The 24,893-nt window shown below is 58.6% G+C and carries 24 protein-coding genes; 20 read left to right on the top strand and 4 right to left on the bottom strand.

All coding sequences use genetic code 11. The annotated features are described in order from the left end of the window. Positions 1–6: 6 nt before the first annotated feature. From gmhB to gstA, 4 genes are all read left to right on the top strand, one after another. Positions 7–549 (top strand): D-glycero-beta-D-manno-heptose 1,7-bisphosphate 7-phosphatase, encoded by a 543-nt coding sequence (gene gmhB, locus H9642_RS05530; RefSeq protein WP_251835431.1) that lies wholly within the window; start codon positions 7–9, stop codon positions 547–549. Further along, the gene (locus H9642_RS05525; protein WP_251835430.1) at positions 546–1,295 is read left to right on the top strand and encodes a lysophospholipid acyltransferase family protein; all 750 of its coding nucleotides are present in this window, start codon (positions 546–548) and stop codon (positions 1,293–1,295) included. The genes gmhB and H9642_RS05525 overlap by 4 nt, the downstream gene beginning before the upstream one ends. A 49-nt stretch (positions 1,296–1,344) precedes the next feature. Continuing rightward, entirely contained in the window at positions 1,345–2,715 is a 1,371-nt protein-coding gene (locus tag H9642_RS05520) for a diguanylate cyclase (RefSeq protein WP_251835429.1), read from the top strand. A 187-nt stretch (positions 2,716–2,902) separates the two neighbouring features. Next, the gene (gene gstA, locus H9642_RS05515; protein WP_251835428.1) at positions 2,903–3,508 is read left to right on the top strand and encodes a glutathione transferase GstA; all 606 of its coding nucleotides are present in this window, start codon (positions 2,903–2,905) and stop codon (positions 3,506–3,508) included. 784 nt (positions 3,509–4,292) lie between these two features. Here gstA and gyrB read toward each other — a convergent pair. From gyrB to dnaA, 4 genes are read right to left on the bottom strand one after another with little or no spacing between them, the layout of a single operon-like run. Then, positions 4,293–6,713, bottom strand: coding sequence for a DNA topoisomerase (ATP-hydrolyzing) subunit B (gene gyrB / locus H9642_RS05510; protein ID WP_251835427.1), 2,421 nt, complete (start codon positions 6,711–6,713; stop codon positions 4,293–4,295). Continuing rightward, positions 6,710–7,813, bottom strand: a complete 1,104-nt coding sequence (recF, locus tag H9642_RS05505; protein WP_251835426.1) for a DNA replication/repair protein RecF — start codon at positions 7,811–7,813, stop codon at positions 6,710–6,712. Before recF ends, gyrB begins: the two co-directional genes overlap by 4 nt. A gap of 9 nt (positions 7,814–7,822) precedes the next feature. Then, positions 7,823–8,926 (bottom strand): DNA polymerase III subunit beta, encoded by a 1,104-nt coding sequence (dnaN, locus tag H9642_RS05500; RefSeq protein ID WP_251835425.1) that lies wholly within the window; start codon positions 8,924–8,926, stop codon positions 7,823–7,825. Between the two features lie 24 nt (positions 8,927–8,950). Further along, complete coding sequence (dnaA, locus tag H9642_RS05495) at positions 8,951–10,441, bottom strand: chromosomal replication initiator protein DnaA (protein WP_251835424.1); 1,491 nt, start codon at positions 10,439–10,441, stop codon at positions 8,951–8,953. Between the two features lie 511 nt (positions 10,442–10,952). Here dnaA and rpmH point away from each other — a divergent pair. From rpmH to atpG, 16 genes are all read left to right on the top strand, one after another. Then, positions 10,953–11,087 carry a 50S ribosomal protein L34 gene (rpmH, locus tag H9642_RS05490; protein WP_251835423.1) on the top strand — a complete coding sequence of 45 codons (135 nt, stop codon included), beginning with the start codon at positions 10,953–10,955 and terminating at the stop codon, positions 11,085–11,087. 16 nt (positions 11,088–11,103) lie between these two features. After that, positions 11,104–11,499 (top strand): ribonuclease P protein component, encoded by a 396-nt coding sequence (gene rnpA, locus H9642_RS05485; RefSeq protein WP_251835422.1) that lies wholly within the window; start codon positions 11,104–11,106, stop codon positions 11,497–11,499. Next, positions 11,492–11,737: a membrane protein insertion efficiency factor YidD gene (gene yidD, locus H9642_RS05480; protein WP_251835421.1), complete on the top strand. Its 246-nt coding sequence runs from the start codon at positions 11,492–11,494 to the stop codon at positions 11,735–11,737. Before rnpA ends, yidD begins: the two co-directional genes overlap by 8 nt. Before the next feature lie 2 nt (positions 11,738–11,739). Then, positions 11,740–13,416, top strand: coding sequence for a membrane protein insertase YidC (gene yidC / locus H9642_RS05475; RefSeq protein WP_251835420.1), 1,677 nt, complete (start codon positions 11,740–11,742; stop codon positions 13,414–13,416). Positions 13,417–13,491: 75 nt separating this feature from the next. Then, positions 13,492–14,859: a tRNA uridine-5-carboxymethylaminomethyl(34) synthesis GTPase MnmE gene (mnmE, locus tag H9642_RS05470; RefSeq protein WP_251835419.1), complete on the top strand. Its 1,368-nt coding sequence runs from the start codon at positions 13,492–13,494 to the stop codon at positions 14,857–14,859. A 547-nt stretch (positions 14,860–15,406) separates the two neighbouring features. Then, entirely contained in the window at positions 15,407–17,299 is a 1,893-nt protein-coding gene (gene mnmG / locus H9642_RS05465) for a tRNA uridine-5-carboxymethylaminomethyl(34) synthesis enzyme MnmG (protein WP_251835418.1), read from the top strand. Then, positions 17,299–17,946: a 16S rRNA (guanine(527)-N(7))-methyltransferase RsmG gene (gene rsmG / locus H9642_RS05460; RefSeq protein ID WP_251835417.1), complete on the top strand. Its 648-nt coding sequence runs from the start codon at positions 17,299–17,301 to the stop codon at positions 17,944–17,946. The genes mnmG and rsmG overlap by 1 nt, the downstream gene beginning before the upstream one ends. A 17-nt stretch (positions 17,947–17,963) precedes the next feature. After that, complete coding sequence (locus H9642_RS05455) at positions 17,964–18,743, top strand: ParA family protein (RefSeq protein ID WP_251835416.1); 780 nt, start codon at positions 17,964–17,966, stop codon at positions 18,741–18,743. Between the two features lie 9 nt (positions 18,744–18,752). Then, on the top strand, positions 18,753–19,622 hold the full coding sequence (locus tag H9642_RS05450; RefSeq protein ID WP_251835415.1) for a ParB/RepB/Spo0J family partition protein: 870 nt from the start codon (positions 18,753–18,755) through the stop codon (positions 19,620–19,622). 118 nt (positions 19,623–19,740) lie between these two features. Next, the gene (locus H9642_RS05445) at positions 19,741–20,139 is read left to right on the top strand and encodes a F0F1 ATP synthase subunit I (RefSeq protein ID WP_251835414.1); all 399 of its coding nucleotides are present in this window, start codon (positions 19,741–19,743) and stop codon (positions 20,137–20,139) included. A gap of 15 nt (positions 20,140–20,154) precedes the next feature. Next, a complete protein-coding gene (gene atpB, locus H9642_RS05440) occupies positions 20,155–21,009 on the top strand; it encodes a F0F1 ATP synthase subunit A (RefSeq protein WP_251835413.1) in 855 nt (284 codons plus the stop codon). A 56-nt stretch (positions 21,010–21,065) separates the two neighbouring features. Continuing rightward, complete coding sequence (gene atpE, locus H9642_RS05435; protein ID WP_037024880.1) at positions 21,066–21,293, top strand: F0F1 ATP synthase subunit C; 228 nt, start codon at positions 21,066–21,068, stop codon at positions 21,291–21,293. Positions 21,294–21,386: 93 nt separating this feature from the next. Beyond that, complete coding sequence (locus tag H9642_RS05430) at positions 21,387–21,857, top strand: F0F1 ATP synthase subunit B (protein ID WP_251835412.1); 471 nt, start codon at positions 21,387–21,389, stop codon at positions 21,855–21,857. Between the two features lie 12 nt (positions 21,858–21,869). Further along, the gene (locus H9642_RS05425; RefSeq protein WP_251835411.1) at positions 21,870–22,406 is read left to right on the top strand and encodes a F0F1 ATP synthase subunit delta; all 537 of its coding nucleotides are present in this window, start codon (positions 21,870–21,872) and stop codon (positions 22,404–22,406) included. A gap of 15 nt (positions 22,407–22,421) precedes the next feature. Then, a complete protein-coding gene (atpA, locus tag H9642_RS05420) occupies positions 22,422–23,966 on the top strand; it encodes a F0F1 ATP synthase subunit alpha (RefSeq protein ID WP_251835410.1) in 1,545 nt (514 codons plus the stop codon). A gap of 50 nt (positions 23,967–24,016) precedes the next feature. Beyond that, entirely contained in the window at positions 24,017–24,883 is an 867-nt protein-coding gene (atpG, locus tag H9642_RS05415) for a F0F1 ATP synthase subunit gamma (RefSeq protein WP_251835409.1), read from the top strand. Positions 24,884–24,893: the final 10 nt, after the last annotated feature.

The raw sequence follows: 24,893 nt of genomic DNA, 5'->3' as shown, positions 1-24,893 counted from the left end.
GCCGCTATGAAACTGATCATTCTCGACCGCGACGGGGTCATCAACGAAGATTCCGACGCGTACGTCAAATCGGTGGCCGAGTGGATTCCGCTTCCCGGCGCCATCAAGGCCATTGCTCGCTTGTGCAGAGCCGGCTGGAGTGTGGCCGTGGCCACCAACCAGTCCGGGCTGGCACGCGGGTATTTCAGCCCAGCAACCCTTGAGGCCATGCATGCCGAATTGCAGCGGCTGGTTGCAGAGCAGGGCGGGCACATCGAGTTGATCGAGCACTGCCCACATGGTCCAGACGACGCCTGCGACTGCCGCAAACCGCTTGCCGGCATGTTCCGGCGCATCGCCGCCCATTATCAACTTGCTGACCTGTCCGGTGTGCCGGTGGTCGGCGACAGCCTGCGCGACCTGCAAGCCGGACTCACCCTGAACGCCGAACCTTACCTGGTCAAAACCGGAAAAGGGCTGCATACCCTGGAAAAACCCCTCCCGCCCGGCACGCAGGTTTTCACTGATCTGGCCGCCGTGGCCGATCATCTACTGGACGCTCGCCAATGACCCTTGTGCAACGCCTCAAGACTGTCCTGTTCTACCTGGTGCTGTCCGCCAGTGCCTTTCTCTGGGGAACCTTGAACCTGCTGGTGGCGCCTTTCTTGCCGTTCAGTGCCCGCTATCGTTTCGTCGTGCAGCGCTGGTGCCGCTTCGCCGTGTGGCTGGCCAAGGTCATGGTGGGTGTGCGCTACGAAGTCAGCGGTCTGGAAAACATCCCCCAGCGCCCCTGCGTAATTCTCGCCAAGCACCAGAGCACCTGGGAGACCTTTTTCCTGTCCGGCTTTTTCTCGCCCCTGAGCCAAGTGCTCAAGCGCGAGCTGATGTATGTACCCTTCTTTGGCTGGTCGCTGTGGTTGATGCGTCCCATCGCCATTGATCGCGAAAACCCCAAGGTGGCCCTCAAGCAGATCGCCAAGCAGGGCAAAGAGCGCCTGGAGCAGGGCGCCTGGGTGCTGATCTTCCCCGAGGGCACCCGTGTGCCGGTGGGCCAGATGGGTAAGTTTTCCCGAGGCGGCGCCGCGCTGGCCGTCAACTCGAACCTGCCGGTACTGCCGATCGCCCACAACGCCGGACACTGCTGGCCCAAAGAGGGTTGGGCAAAATACCCGGGCACCATCAGAGTGGAAATTGGTCCCTTGATGCATGCTGAAGACGAAGGTCCGCGGGCCATTACCGAACTCAATCAACGCGCCGAACGCTGGATCAGCGAGCGCATGGAAGCATTGGAAGGTCGCGCCGCGGTCCCGGGCTGATCTTATTCCCCTTGCCGGATGCGTCCGGCGCTAACTCGAATTTTCGTTTATGCCTACCTACGCCAGTCAGCAGTTCGCCCTTGAATGGCGATCTCTGCTTGATGAGTTTCCCAGCGACACACTCGATACCGTGCAACGGATTGCCGAAACTCACCGTACAGAAATGGCGCGGTTTTTCTATGCGCATATGCTGGACAACCCGACCTCATCGCCCTTTCTAACCCATGACCAGGTCAAGACCCGGCTTGCGGCTTCGATGGAGCGCTGGATCCTCACCGTGTTTTCCGCCCGCTCGGCCGAGGAAATCGATGCCGTCATCGACCTGCAAAAACAGGTCGGAGAAATTCACGCCCGTATCGAGGTTCCCGTCAGTCTGGTGTTGCGGGGTGCGCGGCAGTTGAAGGTCAGCCTGGCGCTGTTCATTGAGCAGTCTTCTCTTTCTGCTGAGCAGAGCCTGGCCTGCAGCCGACTATCCGCACGGCTGATCGACCTGGCCATGGAATTAATGAGCCTGGCTTATTCGCAATCCCATGACCGCAATTCGCGGGCTGAAGAAGCGTACCGGCTGTTTTCGGTCTCCCATAACCTGGGCGCCGAAAAGGAACGTCAGCGTGGCGCCTTGCTGGACTGGGAGAACCAGTTGATGTTCGCCTTGGCTACCGGCCAGGGCCACGACTCCCTGCCTTTAATAGCCACCTCGGAGTTCGGCCTGTGGTTTCGCCACAAAGCTTCCCATGCCTTTCAGGGTTCGCCGGAAAGTACCTCGATCCTGAGTTATATCGAAGCGATCGATGCTCAACTGCGCGACATGACGTATCTGGCCGACCAAGCAACCACGCTGGGCCTGCTGCGCAAGGTTCGCGAGCAAACCAAGTCCATCAAGTTTCTGCTCGACAGTCTCTTCGAGCAGGCCAACGACCTGGAAGCGGGCCGCGATGCCCTGACCCGGCTGCTCAACCGCAAGTTTTTGCCGGTGGTGATGAGCAAGGAAGTTCTTTACAGCCGACAGTCAGGTCATACCTTTGCGGTGCTGCTGCTGGATGTCGACTATTTCAAGCAGATCAACGACAACCACGGACACGATGTGGGCGACCAGGTACTGCAACACCTTGCCGGGTTGCTGACCAGCAATACCCGTGGCGGCGACTATGCCTTCCGCCACGGTGGCGAGGAATTTCTGGTGTTGCTGGTGGATATCAACCCCACCAAAGCCATGCAGGTTGCCGAAAACCTGCGTCACCGTATCGCTGCGGAACCCGCCAAGCTTTCCAATCAGCAAAGTCTCAACGTCACGGTGAGCATTGGTGTTGCGGTGCATGACGGGCACCCCGATTACCAACGCCTGCTGCGTCGCGCCGATGAAGCCCTGTATCTGGCCAAGAGCCAGGGTCGCAATCGCTGTGTGCTTAAGGAAAGCTGAGAGCAAGGCGCCTTCTCCAGCTGACCGGTGACAAACCCCCTGCAAGGTATACTGCGTTGGCCAACGGCCCTGTTAATCTTGGCCTTCGCGCGATCTACAATCCAGCAACGCGACTTTTCATTTCGGGCAGATGCTCAAGCAGGGCTGCCCGGAGTCGTCCCCATCCATCACTGTCATGGAGTTATCGATGAAACTTTTTTACACGCCTGGCGCCTGCTCCCTGTCCCCGCACATCGTCCTGCGCGAACTGGGTCTGGCCCATGAATTGGAAAAGGTCGACCTGCGCAGCCACACCACTGACTCTGGGGCCGATTATTACGCGATCAACCCCAAGGGCTACGTGCCGGCGCTGCAACTGGAAAATGGCCAGATCCTCACTGAAGGTCCGGCCATCGTCCAATACCTGGCTGATCTCAAGCCCGAGGCTGGTCTGTTGCCCGCCGCCGGTACTCTGGAACGCGCTCGCGTGCAGGAATGGCTGGGCTTCATCGGCACCGAACTGCACAAGAACTTTTCTCCGCTGTTTAACCCCACCACGTCCGATGACAGCAAGAACGCCGCACGGGCCAGCATTGCCAAGCGCTTGAGCTACGTTGAACAAGCGCTGTCTGGGCAAGCGTTTCTTGCTGGCGAACAGTTCAGCGTGGCCGACGCCTACTTGTTCGTAATCCTTGCCTGGTGCCAGCACATGCAAATCGATCTGGCGCCCTATCCGGCAGTCGTCGCCTTCCAGCAGCGCGTCGCAGTACGCCCCGCTGTGCAGCAAGCCTTGAAGGCAGAAGGCCTGGCGTAACGCTTGTGACCTAACTGCACAAGCCCCGCTCGAAGGCTTCGAGCGGGGCTTTTTTATGAGTGCTTTACCAGCCGATTGCCGCCCCGCATGAACGGCGCTATCCAGCCCGCGGATAGTCGCTTGCGAAGCACTATTTTTGCAGCAATAAAAAGGGGAGCCTTCTGGGCTCCCCTATCGGTGCTGCATATTTTTGTTCTACACGATGAACGCTTGTTATTTTTATCGTTCCCCGGGCATTTGCTTGCCAAATGTCGATTCCAACCGGAATCAAGAGCGAACGTATTGTTTTGATCACTGATGTCGCTGCGATCACCTAGGTGATTCAACCGGAACAGGTCTGCTTGGTAGACAGTTTTATTGTTCGAACCGGTTGCGGGACTGGCCCTGCGCCGTACATCAACTTCAAAAGAATCTGCTAGCTACGCCTCTGCCGTTTTGTTGTTATTTGATCAGAGTCGCTACGTTTTGTTGTTATTGAGGTTCTGCGTTTTTATTGTTGTTGTAATACTTATAAGGCACTTCCTGTGCCAAACTCTAAATACCCTTATAAATCAATTGGTTACCTAGATAGGCTTGTTTTTGCGGGGAGTCGCGATGCCAGGAGTGTTCCCTTCCCACCCGCTTTTTGCTCTGCCGGGATCCTGAGGTAACACGTCCTGGGGTAGCCTGCATGACGTCGATACATGAGCGCCCATTCACCACCCCGTTTCAAGCTAACAGCCTGGTCTAAAACGGAAAAACCCCGGCACCAGGCCGGGGGTTTTCAAGAACAAAGAAAACAGCGTTAGAAGTCCAAGTTGGATACCGCCAAGGCGTTGGTTTCGATGAACTCACGGCGCGGTTCGACGGCATCGCCCATCAGGGTGTTGAAAATCTGATCGGCAGCAATGGCGTCCTCGATAGTCACCTGCAGCATCCGTCGGGCGTTAGGGTCCATGGTGGTTTCCCAGAGTTGGTCCGGGTTCATTTCACCCAGCCCCTTGTAGCGCTGGATGCTGTGCCGCTTGGTGCTTTCCGTCATCAACCAGGCCAATGCTTCCTTGAAGGTGCTGACGGCCTTCTTGCGCTCGCCGCGCTGCACGTAGGAGCCGTCTTCGAGCAGGTTGTTGAGTTTTTCACCCAGGTCAGTAACGGACTTGTAGTCGTTGCTGGCAAAGAAGTCCCGGTTGAATGTAATGAAATTCGACAGGCCGTGGGCCTTGATTTCGATCTCGGGTAGCCAGAAGCCTCGCTCGCGGTCTTCACGCAGCTGCAGCTTGTAGGTTTCGCCTGATTTTTCCACCGCGCCCAAACGAGCTTGCAGACCGTCCAACCATTCCTGCATTTCGGCCTGGTTAGAGAACTTCTCCAGTCCTACGCGGGGCAGGTAAATGAAGTGCTCGGTGAGCTCCTGAGGATACAGGCGCGACAAACGAGCGAGAGTTTTCATTACCCCACGGTATTGCTGTACCAGGCTTTCCAGCGCTTCGCCGGACAATCCTGGGGCATTGTCATTGACGTGCAGGCTGGCGTCTTCAAGGGCCGACTGGGTCATGTACTCCTCCATGGCCTCGTCGTCCTTGATGTACTGCTCCTGCTTGCCCTTCTTCACCTTGTACAGCGGCGGTTGGGCAATATAGATGTAGCCGCGCTCGACTAACTCAGGCAGCTGACGGAAAAAGAAGGTGAGCAGCAGGGTACGGATGTGCGAGCCGTCAACGTCCGCGTCGGTCATGATGATGATGTTGTGGTAACGCAGCTTGTCGATGTTGTACTCATCTCGACCAATGCCGCAGCCCAGAGCGGTAATCAGCGTGCCGACTTCCTGGGATGAAATCATTCGGTCGAAGCGCGCCTTTTCCACGTTGAGGATCTTGCCTTTGAGCGGCAGGATGGCCTGGGTCTTACGGTTACGTCCCTGCTTGGCGGAGCCGCCAGCAGAGTCACCTTCCACCAGGTAGAGTTCGGAGAGGGCAGGGTCCTTCTCCTGGCAGTCAGCTAATTTGCCGGGCAGACCGGCAATGTCCAATGCCCCTTTGCGGCGGGTCATTTCCCGTGCCTTGCGGGCCGCCTCACGCGCCCGCGCCGCATCAATCATCTTGCCCACCACAGCTTTGGCTTCGTTGGGGTTTTCCAACAGGTAATCGGCAAATTGCCTGCCCATCTCCTGTTCAACCGCAGTCTTCACTTCGCTGGAGACCAGCTTTTCCTTGGTCTGGGAGCTGAACTTCGGGTCTGGAACCTTGACCGAAATGATCGCCGTCAGCCCCTCGCGGGCATCGTCGCCGGTGGTGGCTATCTTGTGCTTCTTGGCCAGGCCTTCAGCTTCGATGTAATTATTCAGGTTGCGCGTCAGGGCCGAGCGGAAACCGGCCAGGTGGGTACCACCGTCACGCTGGGGAATATTGTTGGTGAAGCAAAGAAGGTTTTCGTTGAAGCTGTCATTCCACTGCATAGCCACTTCAACCCCGACACCATCTTCTTCACGCTGAGTGCTGAAATGAAAGACTGGGTTGACGACCGTCTTGTTGGTATTCAGATAGTCGACGAAGGCTTTGAGGCCGCCCTCGTACTTGAACAACTCTTCTTTACCACTGCGTTCGTCACGCAGCACGATACCCACGCCGGAATTTAGGAATGACAATTCGCGCAGGCGTTTGGCCAAAATATCCCAGCTGAAATGGATATTGCGGAAGGTATCGTTGGAGGGTTTGAAGTGGATCTGCGTGCCGCTACCGTCGGTTTCCCCTACAGGGCTCAAGGGTGCCTGCGGCACACCATGGTGATAGGTCTGCTCCCAGACTTTACCCGCGCGGCGAATGGTCATGACCAGTTCTTCGGATAATGCGTTGACCACCGAAACACCCACCCCGTGCAACCCACCGGAGACTTTGTAACTGTTGTCGTCGAACTTACCACCGGCGTGCAGGACCGTCATGATCACTTGGGCAGCGGAGACGCCTTCTTCCTTGTGGATGTCCACGGGAATTCCACGCCCATTGTCGCGCACCGTGATGGACTCATCGGTGTGAATGGTGATGGAGATTTCGGAGCAGTGACCGGCCAGCGCTTCGTCGATTGAGTTGTCCACCACCTCAAATACCATGTGGTGCAAACCGGTGCCGTCATCGGTGTCACCGATGTACATACCGGGCCGTTTGCGCACCGCATCCAATCCTTTCAGTACTTTGATACTGGACGAATCGTACGAATTATTTTCGCTCATGCTTCACTCCGATGGTCTTGGGTGATTCGACCATGTTCCACGTGGAACATGGCTACCGGCGTATCCGTTCGCCAGCCATCCTTCAATAAATGGGGGTCGACACAGGTGATAAACACCTGGCATTGTAAATCTTCCAGCAAGCGGCATAACGCCTGCCGATGTTCTTCATCAAGCTCCGAAGGCAAGTCGTCCACCAGGTAAATACACCGGCCATGCTTGGCTTGATTGACCAGATGGCCTTGGGCAATGCGCAAAGCGCACACCACCAGTTTCTGCTGGCCTCGGGAAAGAATATCCGCAGCGTTGTGGCCTCCGATGCGCAACCGCAGGTCAGCACGTTGCGGACCGGCTTGCGTGTGCCCAACAGCTTGGTCGCGGGGTAGGGATGCCGACAGCACATCCAGAAGTTCGCGCTCCTTGTCCCAGCCCCTGTAATAGCTGAGTTGCAAACCTGGCAAGTCGAGCAGCTCCGTCAGGGTCTGCTCAAAGACGGGCTTAAGCGCCTGGAGGTATTCTCGTCGATAGCCATCAATTTCGGCGCTAGCCAAGCTTAATTCCCGGTCCCAGGCTGCTTGTTCAATGACGTCAAGTCTACCATGCCGGAGCCACGAATTCCGCTGCCTGAGCGCCTTCTGGACGCGCTGCCAGCCACCCAGAAAGCGAGGTTCCACGTGGAACACTCCCCAATCCAAAAATTGCCTGCGCACCTTGGGAGCGCCTTCCAGAAGGCGAAAACTGTCGGGATTGATCAATTGCAGAGGAAGCGTTTCAGCCAGCTGCGCCGCGCTTCGCGCATTTTCGCCGTCAATACGAATCTGGAACTCGCCATCACGGCCACGGGAAACACCCAGGTTACACAGCCCGCCTTGCGGCAGTTGCACTTGACCAAACACCGTGCATGCCGATTGCTCGTACTGAATCATCGGTTGCAAGCGCAAACTGCGAAATGAACGTGCCAGGCCAAGAAGGTACACTGCTTCCAGGACGCTGGTCTTACCGCTCCCATTGGCGCCGTAGAGGATATTGATGCGCGGTGAAGGAGACAGGGTCACCGGGTGCAGGTTACGCACCGCGGTGAGGGAGATGCGATTTAGGGACACGTTCGAGTGCTACAGGCGCATCGGCATGACAACGTAAGCGGAATCGTCGTTATCAGACTCTTGCAGCAAGGCGCTGCTATTCGCGTCGGCAAGAATCAGGCGCACTTGCTCAGTGCCCATAACCGACAACACATCAAGCAGATAGCTGACGTTGAAGCCAATTTCCAATTCAGCGCCGTTGTAGTCGACAGCCACTTCTTCTTCAGCCTCTTCCTGCTCCGGGTTGTTGGCCTGAATCTTCAATAGCCCAGACTCCAACTGCAGACGGATACCCCGGTATTTCTCATTGGAAAGAATCGCCGTGCGGCTGAACGCTTCACGCAGCAGTTGCCGATCACCCAGCACCAGCTTGTCTCCACCACGGGGCAGCACGCGCTCGTAATCGGGAAATTTGCCATCGACCAGCTTGGACGTGAAAGTAAACTCACCCGTGGTGGCGCGGATGTGATGCTGACCCAGACTGATCGCCACCTCGGCATCCTGCTCGGTGAGCAGACGTGCCAACTCGAGGATGCCCTTACGCGGCACGATCACCTGGTGACGATCGACCTGATCAATGACGGCTGGCTGCGAACACATCGCCAGACGGTGTCCATCGGTGGCGACGGCACGCAGATAGCCGGCATTTACTTCCAACAGCATGCCGTTGAGGTAATAGCGTACATCCTGTTGGGCCATGGCGAAGCTGGTACGCTCGATCAGGCGGCGCAACTTGCTTTGCGGCAAGCTGAAATTCAGCGAACCCTGGCTGTCTTCAACCGAGGGGAAATCGTTGGCCGGCAGGGTCGATAAGGTGAAACGGCTACGCCCGGCCTTGATGATCAGCTTCTGCTCATCCACCCGAATATCGATCAACGCATCGCCCGGCAGGCTTTTGCAGATATCCATCAGCTTACGCGCAGGGACCGTGATTTCGCCCGGCTCAGCCGCCTCTTCAAGCGCCACACGACCCACCAGTTCGACTTCAAGGTCAGTACCGGTCAGCGCCAATTGCTGACCTTGCACGACCAACAGAACGTTGGAGAGGACGGGCAGGGTCTGGCGACGTTCCACGACGCCGGCGACCAACTGCAGGGGTTTCAACAGGGCTTCGCGTTGAATGGTGAAATGCATGGTCGATCCCTTGCGTGGTGAATATCAGGTGGTGAGTGTACGCAGCAAGTTTTTATAATCTTCGCGAATGTCTGCGTCCGATTCTTTCAGTTCGGCAATTTTACGGCAGGCATGCAGCACGGTGGTGTGGTCCCTGCCGCCAAACGCGCTGCCGATCTCCGGCAGGCTGTGATTAGTGAGTTCCTTGGACAATGCCATGGCCACCTGGCGGGGGCGGGCGATGGAACGCGAGCGGCGCTTAGACAACATCTCGGTCAGCTTGAGCTTGTAGTACTCAGCCACGGTCCGTTGAATATTGTCGATGCTGACCAGCTTGTCTTGCAGGGCCAGCAGGTCTTTGAGCGACTCACGGATCAGCTCGATGCTGATCGGATGATTGGTAAAGTGCGAATGGGCGATCACCCGTTTGAGCGCACCCTCCAGCTCGCGCACGTTGGAGCGTATGCGCTGAGCGATAAAGAAAGCCGCCTCGTGGGACAACTCCACTTTGGTCTGTTCGGCCTTCTTCATCAGAATGGCCACCCGGGTTTCCAGCTCGGGCGGCTCGACCGCAACCGTCAGGCCCCAACCGAAGCGCGATTTGAGGCGCTCCTCAAGCCCCTCGATTTCCTTGGGGTAGCGATCGCTGGTGAGAATTACCTGCTGACCACCTTCGAGCAAGGCATTGAAGGTATGGAAGAATTCTTCCTGCGAACGTTCTTTCTTGGCAAAAAATTGGATGTCATCAATTAACAGCGCATCAACGGATCGGTAGAAGCGCTTGAACTCATTGATGGCATTGAGCTGCAGCGCCTTGACCATGTCAGCCACAAAACGCTCGGAATGCAGATAGACAATCTTGGCGTTGGGATTTTTCTTCAGCAGCTGATTGCCAACGGCATGCATCAGGTGAGTTTTGCCCAACCCGACACCGCCATATAGAAACAGCGGGTTATAGCCGTGCTTGGGGTTATCCGCCACCTGCCAGGCCGCCGCGCGGGCCAACTGGTTAGACTTGCCCTCGACGAAGTTCTCGAAGGTAAACGTACGATTCAGATAGCTGGTGTGCTTGAGCGCGCCCTCAACCTGCACAGTGCGTTCGTTGCGCATCGTCGCCGCAGGGGGGGCCACCGGGGCGCTGCCGCCCATGCTGTCGAAGCTGCTGCGAGAAGGAGCGGCACGCTGGGGTGCTGAGGTTGTTGGCGCAGCAGGAGCAGGAGCAGATACTGAAGGTAAAGGTGCCGGTGCCGCCGCCTTGGGTGCAGTGGGTGCTGGACGTGCCGCTGCGCTTCGGCGGCTGCCGATCAGCAATGCCAGCGCGGGTGCTAACCCATTGCCTCGCTCAGCGAGCAATTCCATGAGTCGCCCCAGGTACTTTTCATTGACCCAGTCGAGAACGAAGCGGTTAGGTGCATAGACGCGCAGCTCTTCGCTGTCGCCATCCACTTGCAGTGGACGGATCCAGGTATTGAATTGCTGGGCCGGCAGCTCATCGCGAAGCAGTTCGACACACTGCTGCCAAAGTTCCACAGACACGGTTTACCCCCAAACATCAATTAGGCGTAAAAGCCGCCAAAACAACCCGCATTGTAGCGAGCCGACCCTGGGTTATCCACAAGAAAGTCGGGCTACTCATCTGAACCAATCCTTGGCTGGTTGCTGCTCGAGCCAAATAACTCTGTTGATAACAACCGCTTAACCCCGCGCAAAAGCGGTGGAAAACCCGCGGGATAACTGATCTGTGCATATCTCATCATTCCATCCACTGTATTTCCCCAGGGAACCGACAGCTGTAGCACGGGTTTCCCACCGAATTACCCTTGCCGGCAGGCAGCCAATTAGAGCCGCTTGGCTGGGTTATCCACAGAAAGGGCTGGCACTATATACAACAGCTTCATCTATCTTCTTTTAACCTTCTTATCCTTTTATCTATTTCATCCATTCAATGTTGGTTGGAAATTGACCCACGGCCACGCCTTCTCTACAATCGCCGGTCTCTTAAACGGGGGCCACTCCCGGCCCGTAGTGACCACCAGGTAGATCCATCATGAAACGCACTTTCCAACCCAGCACTCTCAAGCGCGCTCGCGTGCATGGTTTCCGCGCCCGTATGGCCACCAAGAACGGTCGTGCCGTCCTGTCGCGTCGCCGCGCCAAGGGCCGCAAGCGCCTCGCAGTCTGATTGCCCGGCACGGAAGGTGAGCCGGAGCTTCAGTCGGGAAAAGCGCTTGCTGGTTCCCCGACAATTCAAGGCAGTATTCGACTCACCTACCGGCAAGGTACCCGGCAAGCACGTTCTGCTTCTGGCCCGCGCCAATGGCCTCGATCATCCTCGCTTGGGCATGGTCATCGGCAAGAAGAGCGTCAAGCTCTCCGTGGAGCGCAACCGGCTGAGGCGCCAGATCCGCGAAACCTTCCGCCATGCCCAGGATCATCTGGCTGGTTGGGATATCGTCGTGGTGGTCCGCAAGGGCCTCGGCGATCTGGACAATGACGAGCTCGCCGAGCAGTTCGTCAAACTCTGGAAACGTCTTGCACGCAACCGACCCGATCCGCAAGCCGATGCACAAGGGGCACGCAGCCAACATGCGTAAACTGGTCCTCGCACCGATCCAGTTCTATCGCTATGCCATCAGCCCACTGATGGCCAGTCACTGCCGTTTCTATCCCAGCTGCTCTTGCTACGCACTGGAAGCCATTGAACAACATGGCGTCCTGCGCGGTGGCTGGTTGAGCCTGCGTCGGCTCGGCCGCTGCCATCCCTGGAATTCCGGGGGGTATGACCCGGTTCCACCCGTTTCCTCTTCCCGCCCCTCTTCGATGGCCGAGTAATCATGGATATCAAACGTTCGATCCTGCTCGTCGCCCTGGCGGTTGTGGCCTACCTGTTGGTTCTACAGTGGAACCAGGATTATGGCCAGGCCGCTTTGCCGCCGACACAGCATTCCGTCGCCAGCACTCCTGCGTCCGATTTGCCGGACACCACGGCAGGCGCCGTCGGTAGTCAGGGCGACGTGCCGACCGCAACCCAGGCACAACCGGAACCGACGCTGAGTGCCAGCACGGCAACCAGCAATCAGCTTATTCGGGTCAAAACCGATGTGCTGGAGCTAGCCATTGATCCGCGTGGTGGCGATATCGTGCAGCTGACGCTGCCGGAATACCCGCGTCGTCAAGACCGACCCGATGTCCCCTTCCAATTGTTCGACAACGGCAACGAGCGGACTTACCTGGCGCAGAGCGGTCTGACCGGCGCCAACGGCCCGGATGCGCGCGCCAATGGTCGTCCGCTGTACAGTAGCGAGAAACGCAGCTATGTGCTTGGCCAAGATCAGCAGCAACTGATCGTCGACCTGCGCTTCAGCGAAGCGGGTATCAACTACATCAAGCGCTTCACCTTCAAGCCGGGCACCTACGACCTGGACGTGCGCTACCTGATCGACAACCAGAGCGACAAGCCCTGGACCGGCAACCTGTTTGCCCAGCTCAAGCGTGACGCCAGCAGCGACCCGTCGTCGACCACCGCCACTTCCGCCACCTATCTGGGCGGTGCGGTCTGGACCCAGGACGAGCCGTACAGAAAAGTCAAAATGGGCGACATGGACGACAAGCCACTGCGCCTGAACGTGCAGGGTGGTTGGGTCGCCTGGCTGCAGCACTATTTCGTCACCGCCTGGATTCCGGCGGCAGACAGCAACAACTTGGTGCAGAGCCGCAAGGACGGCCAGGGTAACTACATTCTCGGCTTTACCGGACCAGCACTGAACGTACCTGCCGGTGCCCAGGCCGAGACCGGTGCCACCCTGTATGCCGGCCCCAAGAGCCAGGACAAGCTGGCCGAACTGGCCCCTGGGCTGGAATTGACAGTCGATTACGGTTTCCTGTGGTTCCTCGCCCAGCCGATCTTCTGGCTGCTGGAACAGATCCATGAGCTGCTGGGCAACTGGGGCTGGTCGATCATCGTCCTGACCATCATCATCAAGCTGATCTTCTTCCCGTTGTCGGCTGCCAGCTACCGATCCATGGCACGCATGCGTGCCGTCTCGCCGAAAATGCAGGCGCTCAAGGAGCAGCATGGCGATGATCGCCAGAAGCTCTCCCAGGCGATGATGGAGCTGTACAAGAAAGAGAAGATCAACCCGCTGGGCGGCTGTCTGCCGATCCTGGTGCAGATGCCGGTGTTCCTGGCGTTGTACTGGGTGCTGCTGGAAAGCGTTGAAATGCGCCAGGCGCCGTGGATGTTCTGGATCACTGACCTGTCGATCAAGGATCCGTTCTTCATCCTGCCGATCATCATGGGCGCGACCATGTTCGTGCAGCAGATGCTCAACCCGACGCCGCCCGATCCCATGCAGGCCCGGGTGATGAAGCTGATGCCGATCGTCTTCACCTTCTTCTTCTTGTGGTTCCCTGCGGGCCTGGTGCTGTACTGGGTGGTTAACAACCTCCTGTCCATCGCCCAGCAGTGGTACATTACCCGGCAGATCGAGGCTGCGGCCAAGCAAGCCTGAGCCTAGCCGTTACACAAAACGCCCCTTGACTGGGGCGTTTTGCTATCTACTGTTTGCACTTCGGAGAGCACGTTCATGAACAGCCCACGCGACACCATCGCCGCTATCGCCACCGCCCAAGGCCGTGGTGGCGTCGGCATCGTGCGTGTCTCCGGTCCGGCGGCCCGAGTGATCGCCTTGCAACTGGGTGAGGGTGAGCCAAAGCCTCGCTATGCGCACTATGGCGCCTGGCATGACGCTCAAGGCGAGGTGCTCGATGAAGGACTGCTATTGTTCTTTCCCGGCCCGAACTCGTTCACAGGCGAAGATGTGCTGGAATTGCAGGGCCATGGCGGCCCGGTGGTCCTTGATCTTCTGCTGCAACGTTGCGTCGAGCTGGGTGCACGGCTGGCCCGCCCTGGCGAGTTCAGCGAGCGGGCATTCCTCAATGACAAGCTGGATCTGGCCCAGGCCGAAGCCATCGCCGACTTGATTGAGGCCAGTTCGGCCCAGGCCGCACGCAACGCGGTGCGCTCGCTACAAGGCGAGTTTTCCCGGCGCGTGCACGCGCTCACTGAACAACTGATCCAGTTGCGCATCTACGTCGAAGCCGCCATTGATTTTCCCGAGGAAGAGATCGACTTCCTCGCCGACGGTCATGTGCTGCAGCAACTGGAAGCCGTGCGCGATCGGTTATCCACAGTGTTGCGCGAAGCCGGGCAGGGCGCCTTGTTGCGCGATGGCATGACCGTGGTGATCGCCGGTCGGCCCAATGCCGGCAAGTCCAGCCTGCTCAATGCCCTGGCCGGACGCGAAGCGGCGATCGTCACCGACATCGCCGGCACCACCCGTGATGTGCTGCGCGAACATATCCACATTGATGGCATGCCGTTGCATGTGGTGGATACCGCAGGCCTGCGCGCTACCGAGGACCAGGTGGAGCGCATCGGCGTAGAGCGCGCCCTTAAAGCCATAGCCGAGGCCGACCGTGTCTTGCTGGTGGTCGATGCCAGCGCTCCCGAAGCCGATGATCCCTTCGCCCTTTGGCCTGAGTTTCTCGATATCCGACCGCAACCGGACAAGGTCACCCTGATCCGTAATAAGGCTGACCTCAGCGGTGAGACGGTTGAGCTGCACAGCAACGCCGATGGTCACGTGACCCTGAGCCTGTCGGCACGCAACGGCGCGGGACTGGACCTGTTGCGGGACCATCTGAAAGCCTGCATGGGCTTCGAGCAGACCGCGGAAAGCGGCTTCAGCGCCCGCCGCCGCCATCTGCAAGCGCTGCACCAGGCTGCTGCGCACCTCGACCATGGCCACGCTCAGCTGACACTGGCGGGCGCCGGTGAACTGCTCGCCGAGGACCTGCGACAGGCCCAGCAAGCACTCGGCGAGATTACTGGGGCGTTCACGTCCGATGACTTGCTGGGGCGGATTTTTTCCAGTTTCTGCATCGGCAAATGAACCGGTTTGCCAGACCCTCCGCTCACCTCTGAGTGATTACGCAGTACTCGCTGGATAGCCGCCTGAAAAAATGCACGGTGATGACTCCTCGTCTAGCGAGCCCACCTGAGCACCTACCCCGGAAAACAGATGTTTTTCAGCTAATGGGTCCGGCTGGAACCCTGTGGAAAACCGGGCCTGAACCCGGTCCGTAACCACGGGACAACCCAGGGCATAAACACCGCTGTGAACAACCCGCCGATTCATCCACAGCTTGCCTACCGGCTATGCCAAGCTTCCGCGCATCTTCGCCACACGCTTATCATTCGCTGTAACCCAGGCTGCACATGGCGTACAGCTCCTTATCCACAGAAAACGTCCCAACCATTAATAACATTAAAAATAATCTCTTTAAAAAGATTCTTATCTTTATCTATATCTAAGCCAACGCGGATAAACGGCAGGCTGAACGGCTGATCGTTTTTTGTCCAAGCGCTTCTTTCATAACGCTGGAGCGCCTATACTTCCCGGCTCTCCAGAATTCCCTGACACAGGCACGAGGTGCGTGGTGGACTTCCCTTCCCGTTTTGATGTGATCGTGATCGGCGGCGGCCATGCCGGCACCGAAGCTGCCTTGGCAGCTGCACGGATGGGTGTGAAGACCTTGTTGCTCAGCCACAACGTCGACACCCTGGGCCATATGAGCTGCAACCCGGCCATTGGCGGCATTGGCAAAAGCCACCTGGTAAGGGAAATCGATGCGCTGGGCGGTACCATGGCAACCGCCACCGATTTGAGCGGCATTCAATTTCGCGTGCTCAATGCCCGCAAGGGGCCGGCGGTGCGGGCCACTCGCGCGCAGACGGATCGTGCCCTGTACAAGGCGGCGATCCGTAGCGTGCTGGAAAACCAGCCCAACCTGTGGATATTTCAGCAATCTGCCGATGATCTGATCGTCGAACAGGACCAGGTGCGCGGTGTCGTCACCCAGATGGGCCTGCGTTTTCTGGCTGATAGCGTGGTGTTGACCACCGGAACTTTTCTCGGCGGACTTATCCACATTGGCCTGCAGAATTATTCCGGTGGCCGTGCGGGTGATCCACCGTCAATCGCACTGGCCAAACGCCTGCGCGAGTTGCCGCTACGTATTGGTCGCCTGAAGACCGGTACACCGCCGCGCCTGGACGGGCGAAGCATCGACTTCACCCAGATGACTGAGCAGGCCGGCGATACCCCGGTGCCGGTGATGTCGTTCCTGGGCAAGGCAGAGCAGCATCCGCAGCAGGTTAGCTGCTGGATCACCCATACCAACACGCGCACCCATGAAATCATCGCCAGCAACCTCGACCGCTCACCGATGTATTCGGGCGTGATCGAAGGTATCGGTCCGCGTTACTGTCCTTCCATCGAGGACAAGATCCATCGCTTCGCCGACAAGGACAGCCATCAGGTATTTCTTGAACCCGAAGGGTTGTCCACAAACGAGTACTATCCGAACGGAATATCCACATCGCTGCCGTTCGATGTACAACTCGACCTCGTGCGCTCCATTCGGGGCCTGGAAAACTGCCACATCGTGCGGCCTGGCTACGCCATCGAATACGATTACCTTGACCCACGTGATCTGAAATACAGCCTTGAAACCAAGGTGATCGGCGGGCTGTTCTTCGCCGGACAGATCAATGGCACCACGGGTTACGAAGAGGCCGGGATCCAGGGCTTGCTGGCCGGGGCCAATGCGGCGTTGCGTGCCCAGGACAAAGACGCCTGGTGCCCGCGCCGTGACGAAGCCTACCTGGGCGTGCTGATTGATGACCTGATTACTCTTGGCACCCAGGAGCCGTACCGCATGTTCACCTCGCGCGCCGAATACCGGTTGATACTGCGCGAAGATAACGCTGACCTGCGCTTGACCGAAAAAGGCCGCGAATTGGGCCTGGTGGACGATGCGCGCTGGGCTGTCTTCGAGGCCAAGCGCGAAGGCATAGCCCGCGAAGAGCAGCGCCTGAAAAGCACCTGGGTACGCCCCGGCACGCCGCAAGGCGATGCAGTGGCCGCGCGCTTCGGCACGCCGTTGACCCATGAGTACAACCTGCTCAACCTGTTGGCCCGGCCGGAAATCGATTACGCCGGCCTGATCGCCGTCACCGGTGGCGGCTGCGAGAATGCGCAGGTGGCTGAGCAGGTCGAAATACGGACCAAATATGCCGGTTATATCGATCGTCAGCAGGACGAAATTGCCCGTCTGCGAGCCAGCGAAAACACGCGCCTGCCGGCCGATATCGACTATGCAACGATTTCCGGCCTGTCCAAGGAAATTACCCACAAGCTGAGCCTGGCCCGGCCCGAAACCCTGGGACAAGCATCGCGCATCCCCGGCGTTACCCCGGCGGCCATTTCCCTGCTGTTGATCCACCTGAAAAAACGTGGCGCCGGCCAGAGCCTGGAGCAAACTGCTTGATGTCCCCCTTTTCCCTCCGCCATGCCGAAGAGTTGCAGCAGGGCGCTGCACAACTGGGCGTCACGCTCAGTGACCAGCAACAGGCGCTGCTGCTGGCCTACCTGGCCCTGCTGATCAAATGGAACAAGGCCTACAACCTCACGGCCGTGCGTAACCCTGATGAAATGGTGTCGCGCCACCTGCTTGACAGCCTATCGGTGGTGCCGCAGGTCGCCAAGGCGGGGGATAACTGGCTGGATGTCGGTTCTGGTGGTGGCATGCCCGGGGTGCCGCTGGCCGTACTGTTTCCCGAGCGACGTTTTACCTTGCTGGACTCCAACGGCAAGAAAACCCGCTTCCTGACTCAGGTGAAGCTGGAATTGGAACTGGCCAACCTGCAAGTTGTCCACAGCCGGGTCGAAGCATTCCAGCCAGCCCAGCCGTTTGAGGGCATCTGCTCGCGAGCCTTTAGCTCCCTGGAAGATTTTGCTAACTGGACACGCCACCTGGGGACCGCGGAAACCCGCTGGCTGGCCATGAAAGGCGTGCATCCGGATGATGAACTGCAGGCGCTGCCGACGGATTTTCGCCTCGAAAGCTGTGAAGTCCTCAAGGTTCCCGGTTGCCAAGGTCAGCGGCATCTGTTGATACTGCGCCGCACGATCTAAGGGAGAGCGCGACAGTCATGGCCAAGGTACTTGCCATTGCTAACCAGAAAGGCGGGGTGGGTAAAACCACCACTTGCATCAACCTCGCCACGTCGCTGGTGGCGACCAAGCGCAAGGTGTTGTTGATCGATCTTGATCCACAGGGTAATGCCACCAGTGGCAGCGGTGTGGATAAGTCCAGCCTGGAACTTTCAATCTATGACGTTCTGGTGGGGAGCAGTGAGCTTGAGCAAGCTCTGCAGTTTTCCGAGCACGGCGGTTATCCACTGCTGCCGGCCAACCGCGACTTGACCGCCGCGGAGGTTGAACTGCTCAAGGTGCCGAACAAGGAGCTGCGCTTGCGCGACGCACTGGCACCGGTGCGTGATCACTACGATTACATCCTCATCGATTGCCCGCCGACCTTGTCGATGCTCACCGTCAACGCCCTGGCGGCGGCCGATGGCGTGATTATTCCCATGCAATGCGAGTACTACGCCCTGGAAGGGCTGAGCGACCTGGTCAATTCCATTCAGCGCATTGCTGCCGCACTCAACCCGGGGCTGAAGATCGAAGGCCTCCTGCGCACCATGTATGACCCGCGCAACGGGCTGACCAATGATGTTTCCGAGCAGCTCAAGGCACACTTCGGCGATCGCCTCTACGATACGGTGATCCCGCGCAATGTGCGTCTGGCCGAAGCACCCAGTTACGGCATGCCGGCACTGGCATATGACAAGCAATCCCGAGGGGCGCTCGCCTACCTGGCGCTGGCGGGCGAACTGTCGCGCCGGCAGAGTCGCCCCGCAAACGCATAAGGACACTCCATGGCGATCAAGAAAAAAGGCCTCGGCCGCGGACTCGACGCCTTGCTCGGTGGCGGCGTGGCCGCCATGCAGGAGGAGGCTGCGCAGGTCGATCAGCGCGAGTTGCAATACCTGCCGCTGGACCTGATTCAGCGTGGTAAATACCAGCCGCGCCGTGACATGGATGCAACCGCCCTGGAAGAACTGGCCCAGTCGATCAAGGCCCAGGGTGTGATGCAGCCGATCGTGGTGCGTCCGATTGGCGAGGGTCGCTTTGAAATCATTGCGGGCGAGCGCCGTTGGCGCGCCAGTCAGCAGGCAGGTCTGGAGAGCATTCCGGCCATGGTTCGCGAGGTGCCCGACGAGGCAGCCATCGCCATGGCACTGATCGAGAACATCCAGCGTGAAGACCTCAACCCCATTGAAGAGGCTGTTGCGCTGCAGCGCTTGCAGCAAGAGTTCGAGCTGACCCAGCAGCAAGTCGCCGATGCGGTGGGCAAGTCGCGGGTCACCATCAGTAACCTGCTGCGCCTGATCGGCCTGCCCGAAGAAATCAAAACGTTACTGTCCCACGGTGATCTGGAGATGGGCCATGCCCGTGCCTTGCTCGGGTTGCCCGCCGAGCGACAAGTCGAAGGTGCGCGACATGTTGTCGCACGTGCTTTGACCGTTCGTCAGACTGAAGCCCTGGTGCGCCACTGGCTGAATCAACCCGACCACATTCCAGAGGCCGCCAAGCCCGATCCGGACATCAGTCGCCTGGAGCAACGGCTGGCAGAGCGTCTGGGCTCACCGGTACAGATCAAACATGGCAGCAAGGGCAAGGGACAGCTGGTGATCCGCTATAACTCGCTGGACGAGTTGCAAGGCGTCCTGGCGCATATTCGTTGATACAAATGCGCACATAAAGGGCGCCAAAAAGGCAATTAGGCGGTTGAGTGCCAAAGGGGAGCGCCCTATACTCGCCACCGCATTTTTTCGGTGGGCTACCGGAGGCGTTGGACATCCGGTGAACATCCGCAACAAGACACCACTGCATCGCTTACCGGTTTTTCGGGTATTGCGAGCCCAGGCGCTCGTAGCAGTGCTGATGGCCGCAACATGCGCGGGTGTGTTTGGTGGGGTGGCGGGGTATTCCGCGCTGTTAGGCGGTCTGATCGCCTTGGTGGCCAACCTGTATTTCGCGTATAAGGCCTTTCGTTTTTTTGGCGCGCGTTCGGCCCAGGCTATCGTCCAGTCATTCTGGGCGGGAGAAATGGGCAAACTGATTCTGACGGCAGCGCTGTTTGCGCTGGTGTTCGTAGCAGTTCACCCGCTGCAGCCGCTTGCCTTGTTTGCCGGCTACGTGCTGGTACTGGGCACCGGAGCGAGTGCGCTGCTGCTGATGAAAAGCAATCCGAAGCATTGAGCATTTGAGGCGTTTATGGCAAATACCCCGGCTGAGTATATCCAGCACCACCTGCAGAATCTGACCCTGGGTAAGTTGCCTGAGGGCTATGTTCGCGCAGACGGTTCTGTTGTTGATCAAGCGACCTGGACCATTGCCCAGACTGGCCTGGAAGCTCGCGACATGGGCTTCATGGCCGTGCACCTGGATACCCTGGGTTGGTCGTTGTTGATGGGCTTCATCTTCATTTTCCTGTTCCGCATGGTGGCCAAGAGCGCGACCAGTGGCGTGCCGGGCAAGCTGCAGAACCTGGTGGAAATGACCGTGGAGTTCGTCGAAGGCATCGTCCGCGACACGTTCCATGGCCGCAATGCGCTGATCGCCCCGCTGGCCTTGACGATTTTTGTCTGGGTGCTGCTGATGAACAGCCTGAAGTGGATTCCGGTCGATTACATCCCGGGTCTCGCGACGCTGATTGGCCTGCCGGCGTTCAAAATCGTGCCGACCACCGACCCGAACGGCACCTTCGGTCTGTCCCTGGGCGTGTTCCTGCTGATCATCTTCTACAGCATCAAGGTCAAGGGTGTCGGCGGTTTTACGAAGGAACTGACGCTCAGCCCGTTCAACCACTGGTCGCTGATCCCGTTCAACCTGTTTCTCGAAGTCCTCGGTCTGCTGACCAAGCCGCTCAGCCTGGCGCTGCGTCTGTTTGGCAACATGTACGCCGGCGAGGTGGTGTTCATCCTCATCGCGCTGCTGCCGTTCTACGTGCAGTGGACCCTGAACGTGCCTTGGGCGATCTTCCACATTCTGATCATCCCGTTGCAGGCCTTCATCTTCATGGTTCTGACGATTGTTTACCTCAGCTCGGCCCACGAAGAACACAACTAACAGTGTTTTAACGCTTTATCGCAAACCTTAACCCCCCTTAGCTTCAGGAGCTTTACATGGAACTCGTCTACATTGCCGCCGCTATCATGATCGGTCTGGGTGCTCTGGGCACCGGCATCGGCTTCGCCATTCTCGGCGGCAAGCTGCTGGAATCCACCGCTCGTCAACCGGAGCTGGCTCCCCAGCTGCAAACCAAGACCTTCCTGATGGCCGGCCTGCTCGACGCCGTGCCGATGATCGGTGTTGGTATCGCGATGTACCTCATCTTCGTTGTCGCCGGCTAAGCATTCACCGGCTTGAGATGGGGTTCGCCGGGCGAACCCCGTTGCCGTGGAAGTGACTCCCGCGTTGAACGAGATAGCACGAGGTAAACCGCTGTGAACATTAACTTGACGCTGTTCGGTCAAACGCTCGCCTTCGCTCTCTTCGTCTGGTTCTGCATGAAGTTCGTCTGGCCGCCGGTAACGGCCGCCATGAGTGCACGTCAGAAGAAGATCGCTGAAGGTCTGGATGCAGCCGGCCGTGCGCAGCAAGATCTGAAATTGGCTCAAGACAAGGTGTCCAACACCCTGCGTGAGACCAAGGAGCAAGCCGCCCAGATTCTCGAGCAGGCGAACAAGCACGCCAACTCGATCATCGAGGAAGCCAAGCAGCAAGCACGCGCCGAAGGCGAACGACTGGTTGCCGGCGCGCGCGCCGAAATCGAGCAGGAAGTGAATCGTGCCAAGGATCAACTGCGCAATCAGGTAGCGGCTCTTGCCGTCGCCGGTGCGGAGAAAATCCTGGAGTCCCAGGTGGACGCCAAGGCACACAACGATCTGGTCGAAAAACTGGCCTCCCAACTCTAAGCGAGGCGAGCGATGATCAATACCCAGACGCTTGCTCGGCCTTACGCCAAAGCTGCTTTCGAGTTCGCCAGTGCCGCCAAGCAGACTGATGCCTGGTCGGCGATGCTGAACCTGGCTGCCGTCGCCGTTGAAGTTCCTGAAGTCGCTGCGTTGCTGAACGACCCGCGCCTGACCAGCGAAAGCAAGGTTCAGGCCGTCGTGCGTCTGTTCGGCAACGACATTGACGACGCCTTTCGCAACTACGTGCTGACCTTGGGCGAAAACGATCGCCTGGCGGTTCTGCCGACCGTGCGCGAGCTGTACGAGGAACTCAAGGCGCAAGCCGAGAAAACGCTTGATGCGCAGGTCGAAACTGCCTTCGAGCTCAGCACCGAACAACTCCAAACTTTGGCTGCCGCCCTATCGAAGCGGCTAGATCGCACCGTCAACCTCCAGCAGGCCGTGAATCCTGCTCTGATCGGCGGCGTAGTGATTCGCGCCGGTGATGTGGTTGTCGACGGTTCGGTCCGCGGCAAACTGAGCCAGTTGGCCGAATCGTTGAAATCCTGATTTGAGGGTCATGGCATGCAGCAACTGAATCCTTCCGAGATTAGTGAAATCATCAAGCAGCGCATCGAGAAATCCGATGTGACTGCCCAAGCCCGTAATGAGGGCACCGTCGTCAGCGTATCTGACGGTATCGTGCGTATCTTCGGCCTGGCCGATGTGATGTACGGCGAAATGATCGAATTCCCCGGCGGCATCTACGGGATGGCACTGAACCTGGAGCAAGACTCCGTAGGTGCAGTGATCCTGGGTGGCTACCTGGGGCTGTCCGAAGGCATGAGCGCCAAGTGCACCGGCCGCATCCTGGAAGTCCCGGTTGGTCCGGAACTGCTGGGCCGCGTGGTCGACGCCCTGGGCAACCCGATCGATGGCAAAGGCCCGGTCAATGCCAAGCTGACCGACGCTGTGGAAAAAGTGGCACCGGGCGTGATCTGGCGTAAGTCGGTCGACCAGCCGGTACAAACGGGCTACAAGTCCGTTGACGCCATGATTCCGGTTGGCCGTGGCCAGCGCGAGCTGATCATCGGTGACCGTCAGATCGGTAAGACCGCTCTGGCCATCGACGCCATCATCAACCAGAAAGACAGCGGCATTAAGTGCGTCTATGTGGCCATCGGCCAGAAGCAGTCCACTATTGCCAACGTCGTGCGCAAGCTGGAAGAGCACGGTGCACTGGCCAACACCATCATCGTTGCCGCCTCCGCCTCCGAGTCCGCTGCACTGCAGTACCTGGCTCCCTACGCTGGCTGCACCATGGGCGAATACTTCCGTGACCGCGGTGAAGACGCGCTGATCGTGTATGACGATCTGTCCAAGCAGGCAGTGGCGTATCGCCAGATTTCCCTGCTGCTGCGTCGTCCGCCGGGACGTGAAGCCTACCCGGGCGACGTGTTCTATCTCCACAGCCGCCTGCTGGAGCGCGCTTCCCGCGTGTCCGAGGAATACGTAGAGCAGTTCACCAAGGGTGAAGTGAAGGGCAAGACCGGTTCTCTGACCGCCCTGCCGATCATCGAAACCCAGGCCGGTGACGTTTCCGCGTTCGTTCCGACCAACGTGATTTCCATCACCGACGGTCAGATCTTCCTGGAATCGGCCATGTTCAACGCTGGCCTGCGTCCGGCGGTCAACGCCGGTATCTCCGTATCCCGTGTAGGTGGTGCCGCGCAGACCAAGATCATCAAGAAGCTGTCCGGTGGTATCCGTACCGCCCTGGCTCAGTACCGTGAACTGGCGGCTTTCGCCCAGTTCGCCTCTGACCTGGACGAAGCCACTCGCAAGCAGCTCGAGCATGGTCAGCGCGTTACCGAGCTGATGAAGCAGAAGCAGTACGCGCCGATGTCCATCGCTGACATGGCAATCTCGCTGTACGCAGCTGAGCGTGGCTTCCTGACCGACGTTGAAGTGGCCAAAGTGGGTGCCTTCGAGCAAGCGCTGATTGCTTATTTCCACCGTGAAAAAGCCGATCTGGTAACCAAGATCAACGTCAAGGGCGACTTCAACGACGAAATCGACGCAGGCCTGAAGGCCGGCATCGAGTCGTTCAAAGCCACCCAGTCCTGGTAAGCCGCAGCGGGAGCCGCAAGGCTCCCGCCTGCTAACCCGATAGGTGTCAAATGGCAGGCGCAAAAGAGATTCGCAGCAAGATTGCGAGCATCAAAAGCACGCAGAAGATCACCAGCGCCATGGAAAAGGTGGCGGTCAGCAAGATGCGCAGGGCACAAATGCGCATGGCTGCAGGCCGTCCCTATGCGGAGCGGATCCGGCAGGTGATTGGCCATCTGGCCGTCGCCAACCCGGAATACCGTCACCCGTTCATGGTGGAGCGTCCGGTCAAGCGTGTCGGCTATATCGTCGTATCCTCCGACCGTGGTCTGTGCGGTGGCCTGAACACCAACCTGTTCAAGGCCCTGATCAAGAGCATGAAGGAGTGGCACGACCAGCAGGTCGAGGCCGACCTGTGCGTGATCGGCAACAAGGGTGCAAGCTTTTTCCGCAGCTACGGCGGCAACGTCGTCGCGGCAATCGGTAACATCGGCGAAACACCGTCGATCAATGATCTGATCGGCAGCGTCAAGGTCATGCTTGATGCCTTCCACGCCGGTCGCATCGATCGCCTGTACCTGGTGTCGAACAAGTTCATCAATACCATGACCCAGAAGCCGACACTCGACCAGCTGCTGCCCCTGGCAGCCGATGCGAACGCTGAGCCGGTGAAGAAAGGTCAGTGGGACTATCTCTACGAGCCCGACGCCCAGGTTCTCCTGGATGCGCTGCTGGTTCGTTTCATCGAGTCCCAGGTGTATCAGGCCGTGGTCGAGAACGGTGCAGCCGAACAGGCCGCGCGGATGATCGCCATGAAGAGTGCAACTGATAACGCCGGTGAGCTGATCAGCGATCTGCAACTTGTGTACAACAAGGCTCGTCAGGCGGCGATCACGCAGGAAATTTCGGAAATCGTCGGCGGCGCTGCCGCGGTTTAAGAACGGTTCA

The organism is Serpens gallinarum (assembly GCF_014836765.1).
GTDB lineage: Bacteria > Pseudomonadota > Gammaproteobacteria > Pseudomonadales > Pseudomonadaceae > Serpens > Serpens gallinarum.
This window is presented reverse-complemented; position numbering and strand designations above follow the sequence as displayed.